A 17,563-nucleotide genomic window follows, 5' to 3' on the forward strand; every position below is an offset into this window, starting at 1 on the left:
CGCATCACCACGCTTGCGCCTCCACAACACCCACAACCCGCGCCACTTGCCACAGCGCCGCCGCCGCACCGAGATGATCCAGCGCCGCCTCCGGCCCGCAACCTTCGCATCCCGCGGAAACCTGTTCCCACAATTGCGGGTACAGCCCATCGGACCACGGCGGATTTCGCCCCGCGACCGCATCGGGCAACGGCACCCGCGCAAAGCCCTCGGCCCGCGCCACCATTTGCCCCATGGCCACCGCGCGACAGGACGCATCGCCCCCGCATTGCAACAGCGCGATGCCCCCGCAATCGGCCACCGCCTGCCCGCGCACCAGATCGAAATTCGGCGCAGCCTGTGCATTCAACGCCGCGCTCAACCGTCCCTCGAAGGCGTCCATCGCCGCCCCGACGCACCCCTCGAAGGCCGAAACCGGTCCCGCCAAAGACATGCAACAAACCACCAAGACTCTCACGTCCCGTCCTCCGGCACCGCGACATCCTCCACGACCCTGCCCCGCGCATCGGTCGCAGCGTACCACGCATCCCCGCCGTCCGGCTCGCAAATCACGATTAACCGCACGCCATCGACGCCCGAGGGAACCGCATAGCAATCCACCAGGTCGCCCCCCGTTTCCGCCACATACCGCGCCGCCTGCGCGTCGATGATCTCGCTCTCGCTCGGCGGCGCCGTGGACAGCCCAAGCCACAGGCCAAACGCCCCCGCCACGGCCAGCAAACCCGCCAAGGGCAGAGCGATCCGGCGCATCATTGTCTCGATCTCCGAATTTCTTCGAAATGTATGGCCCGAATACCAGTCACGTGGATCGCGCAAAGAAGCCTCGGGTAATTGGCCCGCCGCGTCTCCACCTCCCAGCCGGACGCAACCTCGCAAAAGGCCTCGCGCGCGACGATGAATTCCGCAATAAAGGCATCCCTTTCTCCCCCGGACGCTGGGTATGCAGCCGCCAACCGCGCCTCCCAGATCGCCAGCTCTCGTTGCTCACAGACCGGGGGCTGCGCAACTGGCGTCTGTGCCCGATTGCATCGCGCCGCGCCCTCTCCAATGCACGCGCGCGCCACCATATCCGCCTCGCAGGCCTCCAACGCTGGCGCAACGGCATTTACCCCAAATGGAATATCTGCATCCGCCGCTCCCGCCAACAAACACAGCGCAACCGCCCCTTTCATCTTGCCAGAAAAACCTCGGGGGAGTCGCGGCACGCGACGGGGGCTGGCCCCCAAACCCGGGCCGCCAACCCTCACATCATCCCCATCAATTCACGCCCCACCAACATGCGCCGGATCTCACTCGTGCCCGCCCCGATCTCCATCAGCTTCGCATCCCGAAACATCCTCGACACAGGCGCATCGTTCATGAACCCCGCGCCGCCCATCGCTTGCACCGCCTGATGAGCCACCTTCATCCCCTCCTCCGAGGCATACAAGACGCAGGCCGCCGCATCCTGCCGCGTCACCTGCCCCCGGTCGCAGGCCTTGGCGACTTCATAAGCATAGGCCCGCGCCGAATTCATGCCCGTGTACATGTCCGCGATCTTGCCCTGCATCAGTTGGAAGTCGCCAATCGGCCGCCCGAACTGCTTGCGCTCCTTCAGATACGGCATGACCTCGTCCAGACACCCCGCCATAATCCCAATGTTCACACCGCTCAGCACCACGCGCTCGTAATCCAGACCGCTCATCAAAACGGCCACACCGCGCCCCTCTTCGCCCAACACGTTCTCGAACGGCACCTCGACATCCTCAAAGATCAACTCCGCCGTATTGCTGCCCCGCATCCCCATCTTGTCGAAATGCGGCGAGGTCGAAAAACCCACCATCTCCTTCTCGATCAGAAACGCCGTGATCCCCCGCGATCCCGCATCCGGGTCGGTCTTGGCATACACCACCAGCGTGTCGGCGTCCGGCCCGTTGGTGATCCAGTACTTCGTCCCGTTCAAAACGTAGCGGTCGTTGCGCTTCTCGGCGCGCAGGCTCATCGACACCACGTCCGATCCCGCCCCCGCCTCGCTCATGGCAAGCGCGCCGACATGCGCGCCGGACACCAAACGCGGCAGGTACTTCGCCTTCTGCGCGTCCGTCCCGTTCAGCTTGATCTGGTTCACACACAGGTTCGAATGCGCCCCATACGACAGGCCAATCGACGCCGAGACGCGGGAAATCTCCTCCACCGCGACCGTATGGGCCAGATACCCCATCCCCGCTCCGCCATGAGCCTCGTCCACGGTAATACCCAGAAGCCCCAGCTCCCCCATCTCGGCCCACAATTCATTGGGAAACGCGTTCTCGGCATCGGTTTTCGCGGCCAATGGCTTCACCCGCTCCTGCGCCCAGGAATGCACCATATCGCGCAGGGCATTCACATCCTCCCCAAGGTCAAATGTCATCGAACCCAGAAACATCCGCCACGCCTCCCCGCGCCAAGAATTGAACACTTGTTCATTTAACGCCTCCCGGCGCACGAGTCAAAGATGAACCGCCCCTCACAATCCCGCCATCCCCAATTGACGCGGCCCACCCGAACACGTCACCCTCCCGCTCATGTCAGACAAACCCTTCCGCTTCTTCGACAACCGCCTGAAATACCTCACCTTCGTGAACACCACGAATGAGAAATGGCGGATATCCGAGCGCGTCACCACCGAGATCGCCCACATCACCCCGCGACCCCCCGCCCTGCGCGTCTTCGATGCGGGCATGGGCGACGGCACCGTTTTGGCCAACACCATGCGCGCCTTGCACCAGCGTCACCCGACGATCCCGCAATACATGGTCGGCAAGGAAATCAGCCTCGAAGACATCCGCCTCAGCCTCGAAAAGCTCCCCGACCGGCTCGTCGAACACCCCGCCTCCGTCATCACCATGACGAACCTGTTCTACGCCGAAGCCCCCTGGCTCAAGCCCAACAAACCCGCCGACGTCACCTGGAAATTCGTCGGCCTCGACGGCCAATCCTCCATCGGGTTTCAGGAACAACTCCGCGACCTCGACCCCTTCCTCGTCGACAACTGGCAGGTCAAATCCTCCCCAAAAACCGGCAATCCGCTGTATGTCACACCCACGGTTTTGGTGATCTACCGCGCCGATCATGCCTTTCTGCTCGACAATGTCATCCCGCGTGCCGACACCGCGCACGCCGCCTATGACCTCATCCTCGCCTCCCAGCCGTGGCGCGCCCGCACGCCTGCGCCGCTCAAGGCCAAATCCATCCTCGCGCCCCTTGCCCGCGCGCTCGCCCCCGGCGGCCGCATGCTTACCGTACAATCGGCGGGCGGCGATCCGGCCGAGGAAATCGTCAATTCCATCTGGCCCGACATCGATCTGTTCCCGGTCAACCGCTATGACCTCATCGCCGCGCTGAAGACCGAACTGGGCGACGACGCCGCGGCCTTCGACCTTACCATCCCCTCCGGCGGCGACGCACTGCTGTCCTACCGCATGCACACCCTGCCCGAAGAGGTCGGCCCCTCCATCGGCACCTCCACCCTGTCGGCTGCCTGGAACGCCGCCACCTACGTGGCCCAAATCGACGACCAACTCCTCGAAGAGGTGCAGGGCTCCACCCGCCATTTCAACATCACCGCCGACATCCTGCACAAATACGGCGGCCTGTGGTTCAACGACGAAGCCTTCACCATCACCCGCCTCCCCTGACCACTCCCCAGCACCCGGCCCGGCAACCCGGACCAACCAACCCGCACGTGCCCATCCTGCTGCCATAGCCCAGATCCCACGCCTCGTAGGCCGGCCCCGGTTCGATCCGATGACCTTCGGCGATTTCCTCCGCAGCGAGCTTGGGGCCAGCTACGACGCGCACAAGGACACGTCCGGACAGGCCCGAAAACCATCAGATCCAATTCTTATACTATAACGTTTTGTTCATTTTTATCAAATATTTAACACCACGTATCACGCGTGATACCCCGGGATAACGCCGCAGCAGATCGACATCATGCCCCCCGAAAGGCTCTTGCACGCCCCCGATCCACGCACACGGCCCCGCCCAACGCACACGGCCCCAACACAGGGTAAGGCATCCCGCACTGTCCACACTTGCGCAACAATGCCACCCTCTCCCTATTGATTAAGGGAGTTTTCCGATGGGCCTTTCGCTCGGTTTCGCAATTATTCTCGTCATCGCGGTGGGCGCCGCCCTCGCCATGCAGGCGCCCATCAACGCAGCCCTCGCGCGTGAAGTCGGCGACCCCACCGCCGCCGCCGCCATCTCATTTGCCATCGGCTTTGTCGTGCTCGCCGCCATCACCTGGTATCGCGGGGCCTCGATCTCCGCGCTCACGTCGCTTGGTGGCGTGCCTTGGTGGGCTTTGATGGGTGGCGTGCTTGGCGCGATCTGGGTCTGGGCCGCAATCTGGTCGGTCCCGCGCCTCGGCGTCGTGACCATGTTCGGCGCAATGATCCTTGGCCAATTGCTCGCAGCCATCGTCCTCGACGCCCGCGGCGCCTTTGGGATGGAAGCCCGGCCAATCGACCTCACGCGCATCACAGCCATCGCCATGGTCGCAGGCGGCGTGCTCCTGTCCAAAGCCTGACCCGGCCCCGCTGCGAGGAGAGCCGCAGGCTGGAGACGCGGCGGCCTTGGCGCTGCCCGCGACACGGCCTATATCCCTCCCATGTTTGCTGACCTGCTCAAGCGCCTCACGGCCCCCGAACCCGAAGCCCTGCCCTATGACGACGCCCGCTTGGCGCTCGCGGCCCTATTGGTGCGCATCGCCCGCTCCGACGGCGACTATGCAGCGATCGAGGCCGAATACATCGAACACGTGCTCAGGCATCGCTATACCATGTCCGATCTCGAAGCCGCCGCCCTCCGCCAAGAGGCCGAAGCGCTCGAAACCGAGGCCCCCGATACCGTCCGCTTCACACGTGCCATCAAAGACGCCGTTCCCTATGATGACCGCGTCCGCGTGATCGAGGCGATGTGGGCCATCGTGCTGGCCGACGGCGAACGCGACGAAGAAGAGGACGCGCTTCTGCGCATGGTCGCCCCCATGCTCGGCGTGAACGACCGCGACAGCAACCTCGCCCGCAAACGCGTCGAACAGGCGTGATCGCAAGCCTGCCGATGTATTGGCGCGCAGAAACCGCGCCACTCTGGCAGGCCTTCTGGTCCCAACTCCAAGCCGCCGCACGCGTCCACGGGATCGCCCTGCCCGACCTCACCCCGCCCGAGGCGCTCCCTGATCTGCGCGCCCATTGGCTTGCCCCCGACCTCGCGCTGTCGATGACCTGCGGCCTTCCGTTCCGTACAGTCCTGAAGGGCAAGGTCACCTATATCGGCACGCTTGCCTTCGGGCTGAACGCACCCGTCGGACACTACTTTTCGCGCTTGGTCTCCCGCCACGCACCGTTTTCAACCGACAGGCCCCGCGGCAGCCTCGGCGTGCTGGCCTACAATTCCGCCGATAGCCAGTCGGGTTGGGCCGCGACGCAGATGAAGACGCCGACCATGGCCCCGCCCCGCTTCAGCGGCTTTGTCGCAACCGGTTCCCACGCCGGCTCCCTTGCCGCCGTCGCAGAGGGGCGCGCCGACATTGCCTTCATCGATGCCGTCACCTGGAGGCTTCTGAAACGCTATGACCGCAACGCGTTGAACGTCTTCCAGTGCGGCACCTCTGCGATCACCCCTGCCCTGCCGCTCATTGCCGCCAAGGGCACCGACCCTGCCCCCCTGCGCGCCGCTTTCAGGGATGTCACGCGCGGCTGGCACCCCGCCGACCCCATGGCCATGGGCGGCCCGCTCAGCTTCCATGTCCTGCCCGAGCAGGCCTATTTTGACGTGGGGCTGCCAACCCCACCGCCCTGACCCATTGCAATTCCGCCCCCGTTCGGCGCAAATCGCGCGAACCAAAAAGGGCATAGACATGACCGATACGCCTGTCATCGACATCCAGGGGTTGCACAAAAGCTTCGGCGACCTCGATGTGCTCAAAGGCGTCGATCTGACGGCGCAGGCCGGCGATGTTGTCTCGCTGATCGGCTCTTCGGGATCGGGCAAATCCACCCTCCTGCGCTGCGCAAACCTTCTGGAAAACAGCCAACAGGGCGAGATCTTCTTTGAAGGCGAGCCGGTCGCCTGGAAAGGCACTGGCCATGCGCGCCGCCCCGCCGATTCCGAGCAGGTCCGCCGCATCCGCACCAACCTGTCGATGGTGTTTCAATCCTTCAATCTCTGGTCCCACCTGACGATCCTGCAAAACGTCATGGAGGCCCCCGTCACTGTCCTGGGCGAGGACCGCGCCGCCGTCGAAGACCGCGCTCGCGCTTTGCTCGACAAGGTCGGCATCGGTGCGAAATGCGACGCCTGGCCGTCGGAACTTTCCGGTGGTCAGCAACAGCGCGCCGCCATCGCACGCGCGCTCTGCATGCAGCCCCGCGCGCTTCTGTTCGACGAGCCGACCTCCGCGCTCGATCCCGAACTGGAACAGGAAGTCATCCGTGTGATCCGCGCGCTGGCCGAGGAAGGCCGCACGATGATCCTCGTCACGCATGATATGCGCATGGCCCGCGACCTCAGCTCGCAGGTTGTCTTCCTCCATCAGGGCCTCGTCGAAGAACAAGGCCCACCCGCCGCGCTCTTCGGCAACAACGCCTCGTCCCAGCGCCTGCGCCAATTCCTCAGCCATTCCGACACCGCCTGACACCGCACCCGACGCCGCCCCGGGCACGCCGCAATACGCCTGAAAAAGCGGCGCAGATCCGGCACAACCAGCCCACGCAAGACCCCTTCCCTTGACATTCCCCCGTGCCTTAAGGTCGATACGGCGTCGGCCAACGCGCCGATCAAGCACCAAAAAAGCACATCCAACAGGAACCGGAGACACACGATATGAAATCGCTGATCCTGACGACCACCGCCCTGACCTTCGTGGCGGGCATCGCGCTTGCCGACGGCCATTCCGTCGTACGCATGGGCACCGAGGGTGCCTACCCTCCTTACAATTTCATCAACGACGATGGTGAAGTCGATGGCCTCGAACGTGCCCTCGGCGACGAGTTGTGCGCCCGCGCCGAGCTGACCTGCGAATGGGTGACCAACGAATGGGACAGCATCATCCCCAACCTCACCTCCGGCAACTACGACACCATCATCGCGGGCATGAGCATCACCGACGAGCGCGACGAGGTGATCGATTTCACGCAGGCCTACGTGCCGCCCACCGCCTCGCTCTTCATGAGCATGGATGATGGGCTTGCACTCGACGGGGCCGTTGTCGCCGCGCAGACTGGCACCATCCAGGCGGGCTACCTCGCGACGCTGGAAAACGTGACGCTGATCGAATTCGCGACGCCTGACGAAACCGTCGCCGCCGTGCGCAATGGCGAGGCCGACGCCGTTCTGGCCGACAATGACTACCTCGTGCAGATCGCCGACGAGGACCCGGACCTGACCATCGTCCTCGACCCCGTGCCCCTTGGCGGCGGCGTCGGCATGGGTCTGCGCGAAGGCGACGAATTGATCGCGGTCTTCGATGCGGCCATCACCGAGATGAAAGAAGACGGCTCGCTCAACGCGCTGCTGATCGAATGGTTCGGCGAAGATACCCAGACCTGGTAAGGGTTCCATCCAACCACACCAAGGCCGGGCCGCCATATGCGCCCGGCCTTTTTTGCACGATGACGTCCTGACACGGCCAAAATCGGCACGCATCCAGAGAAAAGTGTCTCGGTTGTTTCGCTTTCCAATGCCGCTCCGCTGCTGTCCGATTTTTCTCCAATCCCGAAGCAACCTGCACCGCGCCAAGTATCTTCAGACTTCAGGACAGATTTCTTCAGACATCCGACCCGGCGCATCCCTTCCGCCGATCATCAGAAGCTATGCCGTAGGCGAGATCACGGAAGACGCCTTCGAACCCGCAATGTTTGAAATCAACCTCGACCGCCCGCCAATCGAGGCCCTTCTATACGAAGCGGGACCGAACACCGACGCCGTCCTGGCCCATCACGCCGCACCCCGTGACTGGCGCGCGGCCTGGGTGCATTTGGGTCACATGATCCGACCCGCATTCACGGTACCGCTTGTCGCCCTGGCACTTGGCCTGTTCCTGTTCTGGTTCCCATTCCGGCGCAAGGCGCGTGACACACCGGGACCAAAGCCTTAAAAAAACCGTTAACGCGAATTCGTTTGTGGAATATTTACAGTGACTTGACCCCTTTGCTCACGCGTGAGCACACAGCTCGATGCGAGAGCATTTTGACGCCCGGCTCGGTATTTTAGGGCTATCCCCCGCCCCTCTTTGCTTCATAAATACCGGAACCCGACCCCAGCCACCGGCGCTCATGTTCAGCTTCTGCGAAGATCCATCCACGCTTGAAACCTTCCAATGGTTTTCGTGCTACCTGACGAACGGCGTGCACATGCTGTTCTATCAGAGCTTCCTCGTGGTCTTTGCCCTTCTGGCCATCGCGGCACCGCTTTCGCTCGCGTTCGGCTTCCTCGCCGCGACCGCCTCGCGCAGTCGCATTGCCCCGGCCCGCTGGCTCGGGTTGGGTTACACCTCCATGGTCCGCGGCATTCCCGATATCGTCTTCTTCTTGTTCTTCGTTCTGGTTCTGGATCAGGGCATCGAATACATCCGCCACCTCATCACCTGCCCCGATTGGGACGAGCCGATACGACAGGGCGCGAATTTTCTCGTGTGTGACGCGGCCCGCACCCCGCAAGGCAGCGCCCCGCAATGGATCCACGAGACCTACAATTTCGGCCTCGCCGTGTTCACCTATGCGCTCGTCTTCGGAGCCTTCTGCGGCAATGTCCTGTTCGGCGCGATGAATGCCGTCCCGCGCGCTCAGCTCGAAACCGCAAGCGCCTATGGCATGTCTCCGCGTCAGACCTTCTGGCGCGTGCTGGTGCCGCAAATGTGGGTGTACGCCTTGCCGGGGCTCAGCAACATCTGGATGATCTTGATCAAGGCCACACCTCTCCTGTTCTTGCTCGGCATTGAGGACGTCGTCTATTGGGCCCGGGAATTGGGCGGCTCGCGCAACGCGCGTTTCGATTATCCGCACCCCGATTGGCGCTTTTGGTACTTCCTGGCGCTGTTGATGTTCTACCTCGGCTTCACGCGCGTCTCCGAAATTGTCCTCAATCGCCTGTCCCGCCGCCTGTCCCGCGGGCAGGCCACGGCTGCGGGGGCGGCAGCATGACCTGCAGCGAAGCGTTCCAAGCCTACGCCCTGCGCGCCGTCGGCATCGGCGAGCGCGCCTTGCCGCAGGGCGACATCACCCTGTGCGAACAAATCGTGCTGATCGGCTCGGGCATGCTTTGGAACATCTATCTCGGCGCGCTTGCCTTGCTGTTCGGCTTTGTCTTTGCCGTCGCACTAGCGGTCGCCAAGGCCTCCACCGCGTCACTGACACGCAAACCGGCGGAATGGTTCATCTTCCTTTTCCGTGGCTCGCCGCTCTTCATCCAGTTCTTCATGGCCTATGAAGCGTTTGTGATGCTGCCGCGCGTCGGGGTTGAATTCGAACTGTTCGGCGTCGCGATCGAGGCCGAGACCCGGTGGTTCGCCCGCGCCTGGCTTGGTGGCCTGATCGTGCTGTTCCTCAACACTTCCGCCTATGCGGCCGAGATCTTCTATGGCGCGCTGCGCTCGGTTCCGCGCGGCGATCTGGAGGCCGCCGATGCCTATGGACTGAGCGGCTGGAAAAAATTCCGCCGTATCACCTTCCCGACCACGATGCGCCTGGCGTGGCCCGCCTACACGAACGAGGCGATCTTCCTGTTCCAATCCACGGCGCTGATTTTCTTTAGCAGTTTTCCGGCCTTTCAACAGCGTGGAGACGCCCTTTACTACGCGAATTATTTCGCCGAACGAACCTTCAACCCGTTTATCCCCTACCCGATTGTGGGCGTCTATTTCATCGTTCTGACGCTTCTGATCATCACCCTCTTCGGCGCTATCAATCGCCGCCTCAACCGCCACCTTCCGCAAGAACGGCGCCAAAAACTGCGCATCAGGCCGAACCTGATCCGATGAACGATTTCCTGCTCGAAAACCCGCAGATCAAATCCATTCGCATGGTTGCCGCCGACCTCAACGGGCAAGCGCGCGGCAAACGCATCGCGCGCAGGTTCGCCGGAAAAGCACTCAGCGAGGGGACGCGGTTCCCCTATTCGGTGATGAACCTCGACATCTGGGGCGAGGATATCGACGACAGCCCCCTCGTGTTCGAGGCCGGCGATCCCGATGGCATCCTGAAACCCACCGAACGCGGCTTTGTCCCGGTGCCGTGGCTGGAAACGCCGACCGCGCTGCTGCCGATCTGGATGTTCCACGAAGACGGCGCGCCGTTCGACGGCGATCCGCGCCATGCGCTGCGCGTCGTGATTGACCGCTATACCGCGCGGGGCCTGACGCCCGTGGTCGCGACCGAGCTGGAATTCTACATCATCGACGACCGCGGCAAGGAACTCCGCGTGCCGCCCTCTCCGCGGTCCGGCATTCGCCGTCAACAGGCCGAGATCCTCGCCCTGCGGCAACTCGATGCTTTCGACGGCTTCCTGACCGCGCTCTACGATGGCTGCGAGGCGATGGATATCCCCGCCGACACCATGATTTCCGAGGCCGGTCCGGGACAGTTCGAGATCAACTTCATGCACCAACCCGATGCGATGAAGGCCGCCGATGATGCCTGGCTGTTCAAAATCCTCACCCGCGGGCTGGCGCGCAGCCACGGGTTTGCAGCCAGTTTCATGGCCAAGCCTTATCCCGATTACGCCGGCAACGGGCTGCATACCCATTTCAGCGTGCTGGATGCGGACGGATGCAACGTGTTCGACGATGGCACGGCCCAAGGATCGGACACGTTGCGCCACGCGGTGGCCGGGTGCCTTGCGGCAATGCCCGGCTCGATGCTGATCTTCGGGCCCCACGCGTCAAGCTATGACCGATACGTGCCCGGCGCGCATGCCCCGACGAAATCGGCCTGGGCCTATGAAAACCGTACCACCGCGCTGCGCATTCCCTCCGGCCCGCATGCTGCGCGCCGTATTGAACACCGCGTCGCGGGCGGCGACGTTAACCCCTACCTCTTCCTTGCCGCCGTGCTCGGCGCGGCGCTGGACGGGATCGAACGCGCTGCCGAACCGCCCGAGGCGATCACCGGAAGCGCCTACGCGCAAGACCTTCCGCGCCTTCCGATCACATGGGCCGATGCGATCGAGGCCTTCGACCAAAGCCCAGAAATCGCGCGGATCTTCACACCGGATTTACGCGCGAACCTGCTGGCCACCAAGCGCCAGGAACTGCGCTATATGGCAGAACTATCACCGGAAGAGCAGCAAGAACTCTACCTCGACACGGTCTAGCGCACCCGGCACGTTTGCACGCGGCACCATCGCGGAAATGAACCTCGGGGGTATGGGGGCTGGTCCCAAACGGGCCGGTACGACAGGCGACATGTCAAAACCCGTCGCAAACGACCAAGAATTCCGCCCCTTGCCGCCCGTCCCCACGCCCCATACCTTCTCGACAGCCAAAACCACATGAGCCCCCACATGCATCTCGGCATCCTGCAATGCGGCCACGTCCCCGACGAAGTCGCCGCCAAAGACGGCCCCTACGCTACCTTGTTTCACAACCTCTTCGCGCACCGTGGCTTTACCCAGACGCTCTGGTCCGTGGTCGATATGGACTTTCCCGAGGGCCCCGACGCGGCCGATGCCTGGCTTGTGAGCGGCTCCAAACACGGCGCTTATGAGGATCATCCCTTCATCCCGCCTCTTGAAGACCTGATCCGCGCCATCCGTGAGACCGGCAAACCCATGGTAGGGTCCTGTTTCGGACATCAGATCATCGCCAAGGCCCTCGGTGGGACCGTCCGGAAATGGCCCAACGGGTGGTCGGCAGGACGCACGGAATATCGGCTCGGCGACACCAGGTTGACCCTGAACGCCTGGCATCAGGATCAGGTCACCGACCTCCCGGACGGCGCGCAGGTGCATGCCTCCTCCGATTTTTGCGCCAATGCGATCATGGCCGTCGGGCCGCGTATCCTGACCGTGCAACCGCATCCCGAATTCGAGGACAGTGTGATCGAAACCCTGATCGAGACGCGCGGCAAGGCCCTGCCGCCCGAGATTACCAGTGCGGCAAAACGGGCGCTGGGGCGGCCCAATGACAACCGCTTCATCGCCGATTGGCTGGCCGACGTATTGGAAGGCGCGGACGCGACCCAGCCGCGTGTCAAACCATGATGGATCACCTGCCCAAGGTCGCGCAGGCCTACCTCGAAGGCCGCGTACTTGATGAAGTCGAATGCATCGTGGCGGATCTTGCCGGGGTCGCGCGTGGCAAGGCGATGCCGGGAGCCAAATTCGCGCGGCAGAGCCATTTCTACTTGCCCAACTCTATCTTTTTCCAGACGATTACAGGCGATTGGGCGGATAAGGTGGGCGATGGCTTCACCGAGCCTGACATGATCCTGACCCCGGATTGGGAGACGGCCATCCCCGCGCCCTGGACCGCCGACTGGACCCTTCAGGTGATCCACAACATCGACGATCAGCAGGGCAATCCGGTCCCCTTCGCACCACGCAACGTGCTCAAGCGGGTCTGCGACCTTTATGCCGCGCGCGGCTGGCAGCCCATCGTGGCGCCCGAGATGGAATTCTACCTCGTCGCGCCCAACACCGACCCCGCGCGCGAGATCGAACCGCCCATGGGTCGCTCGGGCCGACGCGCTGCGGCCCGGCAGGCCTATTCGATGAGCGCGGTGGATGAATACGGCAAGGTCATCGACGATATCTATGATTACGCCGAAGCAATGGGCCTTGAGATTGACGGCATCCTGCAGGAAGGCGGCGCGGGCCAGATCGAGCTGAACCTGCGCCACGGCGACCCGGTGCGGCTTGCCGATGAAATGTTTTATTTCAAACGGATGATCCGCGAGGCTGCCCTGCGCCATGATTGTTACGCGACTTTCATGGCCAAACCCATCGCGGGCGAGCCCGGCAGCGCGATGCATATCCACCATTCAGTGGTCGATGCCGCCACCGGCAACAACATCTTCAGCACTCCGGACGGCGCGGAAACGCCGACTTTCGCGCACTTCATCGGCGGCATGCAGAAAAACCTGCCCGCCGTGATCGCGCTGCTGGCGCCCTATGTGAATTCCTACCGTCGCTACGTCCCCGACTTCGCCGCGCCGATCAATCTCGAATGGGGGCGCGACAACCGCACAACCGGCATCCGGGTTCCGATCTCGGGGTCTGCCGCGCGGCGGGTCGAAAACCGCCTGCCAGGTATGGATTGCAACCCGTATCTGGGCATCGCTGCCAGCCTGGCCTGCGGCTACCTTGGGTTGGTGGAGGGCACCGCACCCTCCGACGAATTCATCGGCGATGCCTATGCATCCGAATCCGGCGTTCCGCGCGGGCTTGGCGACGCGCTTGGGTTGTTGGCGGCCAATACCGGCATCCAGCAAACATTGGGCGAGGATTTCTGCCGCGTCTATTCCGCCGTGAAAGAGCTGGAATACAGCGAGTTCCTCCATGTCATCTCCCCCTGGGAACGCGAACATCTCTTGTTGAACGTCTGACCGGGGCATCAAGCGTGCCTTTTTGACGGGTCGACCGCCGGATTGCCCACGACGTCCGACTTGCCTATGTGAGGTCCATGTCCAGACACGTACCCGGAACAAAGGATTGGTGGGTCGAAACCGGCCTGATCGCGGCGACCGGCTTCGCGCTGGCCGCTTGGTTGTGGGATGGCCCGCTGGCCGAACGCGCCGCGTTGATGGAAGAGGCCGAAGCCACCAGCATCGAGGCCGCCGAGGCCGCGCCTCCGCCACGTACCATGGCCGATTTTCTGGAAGCCGGCTGCTTCACATCGGACACCTTGCGCGCCCTGCGCGAAGGCGACCGCGTTGTAATCGACTGCCCGGCCCCGCGCCCGCCGTACCTGCGCGATTTGCCACCCGAACAACGCCCTTTCCCATGAACCCGCTGTATCGCAACGACAAACCGGGCCAGCACGCGCCGTCGTCCTATGCCGCCGGGATGACGCCGGTGGACCGCGCCCCCCTGACCGGCCGGGTCAAGGTCGACGTGGCCGTGATCGGCGCGGGTTTCACCGGGCTTTGGGCCGCGAAAACCCTGGCCGAGGCGGGCCGCGATGTCGTCGTGCTTGAGGCACACCGCGTGGGGTTCGGGGCGTCGGGGCGCAACGGCGGACAAATCCATTCCGGCTTCAACGCCTCGCAATCCACGCTAGAAGCGAAATTGGGCGACACGCGCGCGCGGGCCCTGTGGGATCTGGCCGAGGCCGCGAAGACGCAACTGCGCAACTTCTGCGCCGACCATCCCGAAACCGCGCTCAAATCCGGGATCGCGCATGGCGAATATGACAAGCTGCATCTGGCCGAGGCGCGGATGGAGGCCGATTACATGGCCCGCACCTACGGGCTTGAGATCGACGTGCTGGATCAGGCAGCCTTTGCGGATCTGGTGAAATCGCCGCGTTATTGTGGCGGCACGCTCGACCCCTCCGGCGGGCATGTGCAACCGCTGGCCTATGCGATGGCCTTGGGCCGCGCCGCCGAGGCCGCAGGGGCCGTGATCTTTGAGCGGACCGAGGTGGAAAGCGTGACCGACGGCGCGCGTGTTCACCTGCGCACGCCGCGCGGGCAGGTCGAGGCAGGCCATGTGATCGTCGCCGGAAACGGCTACCTGCCCGATATCCTTCCGGCGGTGAACCGCAAGGTCATGCCGATCAATTCCTTCATCGCCGCGACCGAGCCCCTGCCCGAGCGCTGGCAGGATATCCTGGCCCGCGACATCGCCGTCGCCGATAGCAAATTCGTGGTGAATTACTACCGGTTCGACCCCGACAAACGCTTCCTTTTCGGGGGACGGGAGAGCTATTCCATCGGCTTTCCCAAAGACATCCAGACCGCCCTGATCGCGCGGATGGAGGGGCTTTTCCCGCAGCTTCAGGGCGTGCGGATCGACCATGTCTGGGGCGGCTCGCTTGGCATCACACCGTCGCGCCTGCCCCATGTTGCGCGGGTTTCGCCAAACATCGTGTCGGGCGCGGGCTTTTCCGGGCAGGGCGTGGCGCTCTCGGGTATGGCCGGGCGCGTGATGGCCGAAGCGGTCTTGGGTCAGGACGATGGCCTTACGACGTTCGAGGCGCTCAACATCCCCGCCTTTCCCGGCGGCACCATTCTTCGTGCGCCGATCCTGACGCTGGCCATGACGTGGTTTGCGTTGCGCGATCGCATCGGTTTCTAGCAGATTTTCGCTTTTCGCAGGCCCATCACGCGCAATGCGCTTTATCCGTGCGCCCATCGCGCATTATAAGAATTTCAAAATTACACATTTCAAAAAGGTGAAACTATGTCCCTTGATCATGTGCCTGCCCCCAACGTCTACGACGCAGAACCAATCCCCGCCGCCGCGCGCGCCGAAATCGACCGCCTGCTGCTCTCGGGCGATCTGTTCCGCTACACTGCGCCTGCCGATGCTCCGGTGGCCCTTCTGGAACGCGAATTCGCTGATCTGATGGGCACACGCTATGCGCTGGCGGTGTCGTCGTGTTCGGCGGCGCTGTTCCTGTCGCTCGAAGCGCTTGGCCTTCCGAAAGGCGCCAAGGTCATGATCCCGGCCTTCACCTTCGCGGCCGTGCCATCGTCGATCGTACATGCAGGGATGCAACCGGTGCTCTGCGAGGTTGGCGAAAACTACCGCATCGATGTCGACGATTTCCGCGCGAAACTGCCCGATGTCGACACCGTCATCATCAGCCACATGCGCGGCCACACTTCGGATATGGACGCGGTCATGGCGGCTTGCGATGCGGCCGGCGTGCCGGTGATCGAGGATGCCGCCCATTCGCTTGGGACCACTTGGTCCGGGCGCAAGATCGGCACCATCGGGCGCGTCGGCTGCTTCAGCTTCCAATCCTACAAACTGGTGAACGCGGGCGAAGGCGGGATCATGGTGACCGATGACGCCGACCTTGTGGCGCGCGCCGTGATCATGTCGGGCGCCTATGAGCACAATTGGAAAAAGCACGGCGAAGATGCCGATCTGACGTCGGCGTTCACCCGCTGGCAAAACAAGCTGCCGCTCTACAATTTGCGGATGCAGAACCTGTCCGCCGCCGTGATCCGCCCGCAATTGCCCGAAGTGGCGCGCCGGGTCCGTGATGGACGGGCGAACCACGATTACGTGGCGGACCGCCTGAACACCTCGCCCTGGCTCCGGGTGCCCGACGCACTGCCGCAGGAAGACCGCGCCCCGGATTCGATCCAGTTCAACCTGCACGACTTCGACAGCGACGCACAGGTCCGGACCTTTGCCGAAGCCGCCGCCGCACGCGGCGTGAAGGTGCAGGTCTTTGGCCTGAGCACCGACAACGCGCGCGCCTTCTGGAACTGGCAATTCATTCCCGGCGATCTGCCCGACCTGCCCCGGACCCGCGCCATGTTGATGCGCGCCTGCGACGTGCGATTGCCTGCCCGATTGCAGACGCCAGACCTTGATTACATCGCCGATGCCCTCATCGCGGCCGCGCACGAGGCAAAGGCCAGGGCCGCCGCGTAACGCGGCCCCAGTTCGCGCCCCAACGCGGCCACCGGGGCTTGCAAAGACCTGTTGCGCGCGGCCTTGCCCATGGGCACTCTGACGCCCATGAATGATCTCTCCAAAGGGGCGGCCCATTGGCAGGGCCGCGTCGTTCCCATTGCCGAGGCCGCCTTACCCGTCACCGATTGGGGCGTGACCCATTCCGACATCGCCTATGATGTGGTGCCGGTCTGGAAAGGTGGCTTCTTTCGCCTTGACGATTACGTGGCGCGGTTCATGGCGTCCGCCGCGGCGCTTCGCTTCGACATCGGGCGCGACGCCGACGGTGTGAAATCCGCCCTGACCGAAATGGTCGCGCGCAGCGGGCTGCGCGACAGCTACGTCGCCATGGTGGCCGCGCGGGGGCGAAACCCCGTTCCCGGATCGCGCGACCCGCGGGACTGTGACAACCATTTCTACGCCTGGTGCGCACCTTACGTGCATATCGTGAAACCCGAGGCCGCCCTGACAGGCACGTCGGTCTGGGTGGCCAAGCGCATCCGGCGCATCCCCGAAGACAGCGTCGATCCAACCGTCAAGAATTACCATTGGGGCGATTTCACCGGTGGCCTGTTCGAGGCCAAGGACAACGGCTTTGAGACGGTCCTGCTGCTTGACCACGACGGCAACGTGACCGAGGGGCCGGGCTTCAACGTCTTTGCCGTCTTCGGCGACCGGGTGGTCACGTCCGGGCACGGCGTCTTGCACGGGATCAGTCGACGAACCGTTCTGGAGATGGCGGAAGAGGCCGGTCTTGTTCCCGAAACCCGCCCCCTGCCGCTGGCGGAATTCCTTGAGGCAGACGAAGTGTTTCTGTCGTCTTCGGGCGGTGGGGTGATCCCGGTCGCGCAGGTCGACGAGCGGCACTTTTCCAACGGTGCTGCGGGGCCCATCGCGCTGGACTTCAGGCGGCGGTATTTCGACTGGATCGAACGGCCCGCCCATCGCACCGAAATCACATATTGAGGGG

The 17,563-nt window shown here is 63.6% G+C and carries 19 protein-coding genes; 16 read left to right on the forward strand and 3 right to left on the reverse strand.

Annotation, left to right across the window (positions count from 1 at the left end):
- Positions 1 to 4 precede the first annotated feature (4 nt).
- The 3 genes from V8J83_RS17815 to V8J83_RS17825 form a co-directional block, all read right to left on the reverse strand.
- Entirely contained in the window at positions 5 to 433 is a 429-nt protein-coding gene (locus V8J83_RS17815) for a hypothetical protein (protein WP_339987841.1), read from the reverse strand.
- Positions 434 to 453: 20 nt separating this feature from the next.
- Positions 454 to 750, reverse strand: coding sequence for a hypothetical protein (locus V8J83_RS17820; RefSeq protein WP_339987842.1), 297 nt, complete (start codon positions 748 to 750; stop codon positions 454 to 456).
- Between the two features lie 493 nt (positions 751 to 1,243).
- Positions 1,244 to 2,404 carry an acyl-CoA dehydrogenase family protein gene (locus V8J83_RS17825; protein WP_339987843.1) on the reverse strand — a complete coding sequence of 387 codons (1,161 nt, stop codon included), beginning with the start codon at positions 2,402 to 2,404 and terminating at the stop codon, positions 1,244 to 1,246.
- 139 nt (positions 2,405 to 2,543) lie between these two features.
- On the opposite strand from V8J83_RS17825, the gene V8J83_RS17830 reads away from it, so the two are divergent.
- The 16 genes from V8J83_RS17830 (at position 2,544) to V8J83_RS17905 (ending at position 17,559) form a co-directional block, all read left to right on the forward strand.
- Positions 2,544 to 3,656, forward strand: a complete 1,113-nt coding sequence (locus tag V8J83_RS17830; protein WP_339987844.1) for a hypothetical protein — start codon at positions 2,544 to 2,546, stop codon at positions 3,654 to 3,656.
- A gap of 446 nt (positions 3,657 to 4,102) precedes the next feature.
- Positions 4,103 to 4,552: a DMT family transporter gene (locus V8J83_RS17835; RefSeq protein ID WP_339987845.1), complete on the forward strand. Its 450-nt coding sequence runs from the start codon at positions 4,103 to 4,105 to the stop codon at positions 4,550 to 4,552.
- A gap of 81 nt (positions 4,553 to 4,633) precedes the next feature.
- A complete protein-coding gene (locus V8J83_RS17840; RefSeq protein ID WP_339987846.1) occupies positions 4,634 to 5,071 on the forward strand; it encodes a tellurite resistance TerB family protein in 438 nt (145 codons plus the stop codon).
- A gap of 14 nt (positions 5,072 to 5,085) precedes the next feature.
- On the forward strand, positions 5,086 to 5,826 hold the full coding sequence (locus V8J83_RS17845; protein WP_339987847.1) for a PhnD/SsuA/transferrin family substrate-binding protein: 741 nt from the start codon (positions 5,086 to 5,088) through the stop codon (positions 5,824 to 5,826).
- Between the two features lie 58 nt (positions 5,827 to 5,884).
- Positions 5,885 to 6,661: an ABC transporter ATP-binding protein gene (locus V8J83_RS17850; protein ID WP_339987848.1), complete on the forward strand. Its 777-nt coding sequence runs from the start codon at positions 5,885 to 5,887 to the stop codon at positions 6,659 to 6,661.
- Positions 6,662 to 6,849: 188 nt separating this feature from the next.
- Positions 6,850 to 7,578, forward strand: a complete 729-nt coding sequence (locus tag V8J83_RS17855) for a transporter substrate-binding domain-containing protein (protein WP_339987849.1) — start codon at positions 6,850 to 6,852, stop codon at positions 7,576 to 7,578.
- A 301-nt stretch (positions 7,579 to 7,879) separates the two neighbouring features.
- Positions 7,880 to 8,122 carry a hypothetical protein gene (locus V8J83_RS17860; RefSeq protein WP_339987850.1) on the forward strand — a complete coding sequence of 81 codons (243 nt, stop codon included), beginning with the start codon at positions 7,880 to 7,882 and terminating at the stop codon, positions 8,120 to 8,122.
- 178 nt (positions 8,123 to 8,300) lie between these two features.
- Complete coding sequence (locus V8J83_RS17865) at positions 8,301 to 9,167, forward strand: ABC transporter permease (protein WP_339987851.1); 867 nt, start codon at positions 8,301 to 8,303, stop codon at positions 9,165 to 9,167.
- Complete coding sequence (locus V8J83_RS17870) at positions 9,164 to 10,003, forward strand: ABC transporter permease (RefSeq protein WP_339987852.1); 840 nt, start codon at positions 9,164 to 9,166, stop codon at positions 10,001 to 10,003. The genes V8J83_RS17865 and V8J83_RS17870 overlap by 4 nt, the downstream gene beginning before the upstream one ends.
- Positions 10,000 to 11,334, forward strand: a complete 1,335-nt coding sequence (locus V8J83_RS17875; RefSeq protein WP_339987853.1) for a glutamine synthetase family protein — start codon at positions 10,000 to 10,002, stop codon at positions 11,332 to 11,334. Before V8J83_RS17870 ends, V8J83_RS17875 begins: the two co-directional genes overlap by 4 nt.
- Before the next feature lie 189 nt (positions 11,335 to 11,523).
- On the forward strand, positions 11,524 to 12,222 hold the full coding sequence (locus tag V8J83_RS17880) for a type 1 glutamine amidotransferase (protein WP_339988032.1): 699 nt from the start codon (positions 11,524 to 11,526) through the stop codon (positions 12,220 to 12,222).
- Positions 12,219 to 13,565 (forward strand): glutamine synthetase family protein, encoded by a 1,347-nt coding sequence (locus tag V8J83_RS17885; protein WP_339987854.1) that lies wholly within the window; start codon positions 12,219 to 12,221, stop codon positions 13,563 to 13,565. Before V8J83_RS17880 ends, V8J83_RS17885 begins: the two co-directional genes overlap by 4 nt.
- A gap of 77 nt (positions 13,566 to 13,642) precedes the next feature.
- Positions 13,643 to 13,966, forward strand: a complete 324-nt coding sequence (locus V8J83_RS17890) for a hypothetical protein (protein ID WP_339987855.1) — start codon at positions 13,643 to 13,645, stop codon at positions 13,964 to 13,966.
- Complete coding sequence (locus V8J83_RS17895; protein WP_339987856.1) at positions 13,963 to 15,258, forward strand: NAD(P)/FAD-dependent oxidoreductase; 1,296 nt, start codon at positions 13,963 to 13,965, stop codon at positions 15,256 to 15,258. The genes V8J83_RS17890 and V8J83_RS17895 overlap by 4 nt, the downstream gene beginning before the upstream one ends.
- A gap of 105 nt (positions 15,259 to 15,363) precedes the next feature.
- Positions 15,364 to 16,572: a DegT/DnrJ/EryC1/StrS family aminotransferase gene (locus V8J83_RS17900; RefSeq protein WP_339987857.1), complete on the forward strand. Its 1,209-nt coding sequence runs from the start codon at positions 15,364 to 15,366 to the stop codon at positions 16,570 to 16,572.
- An 87-nt stretch (positions 16,573 to 16,659) separates the two neighbouring features.
- Complete coding sequence (locus tag V8J83_RS17905) at positions 16,660 to 17,559, forward strand: aminotransferase class IV (RefSeq protein ID WP_339987858.1); 900 nt, start codon at positions 16,660 to 16,662, stop codon at positions 17,557 to 17,559.
- The last annotated feature ends 4 nt before the right edge of the window (positions 17,560 to 17,563 follow it).

Source organism: Gymnodinialimonas ulvae (genome assembly GCF_037543845.1).
Classification (GTDB): domain Bacteria; phylum Pseudomonadota; class Alphaproteobacteria; order Rhodobacterales; family Rhodobacteraceae; genus Gymnodinialimonas; species Gymnodinialimonas ulvae.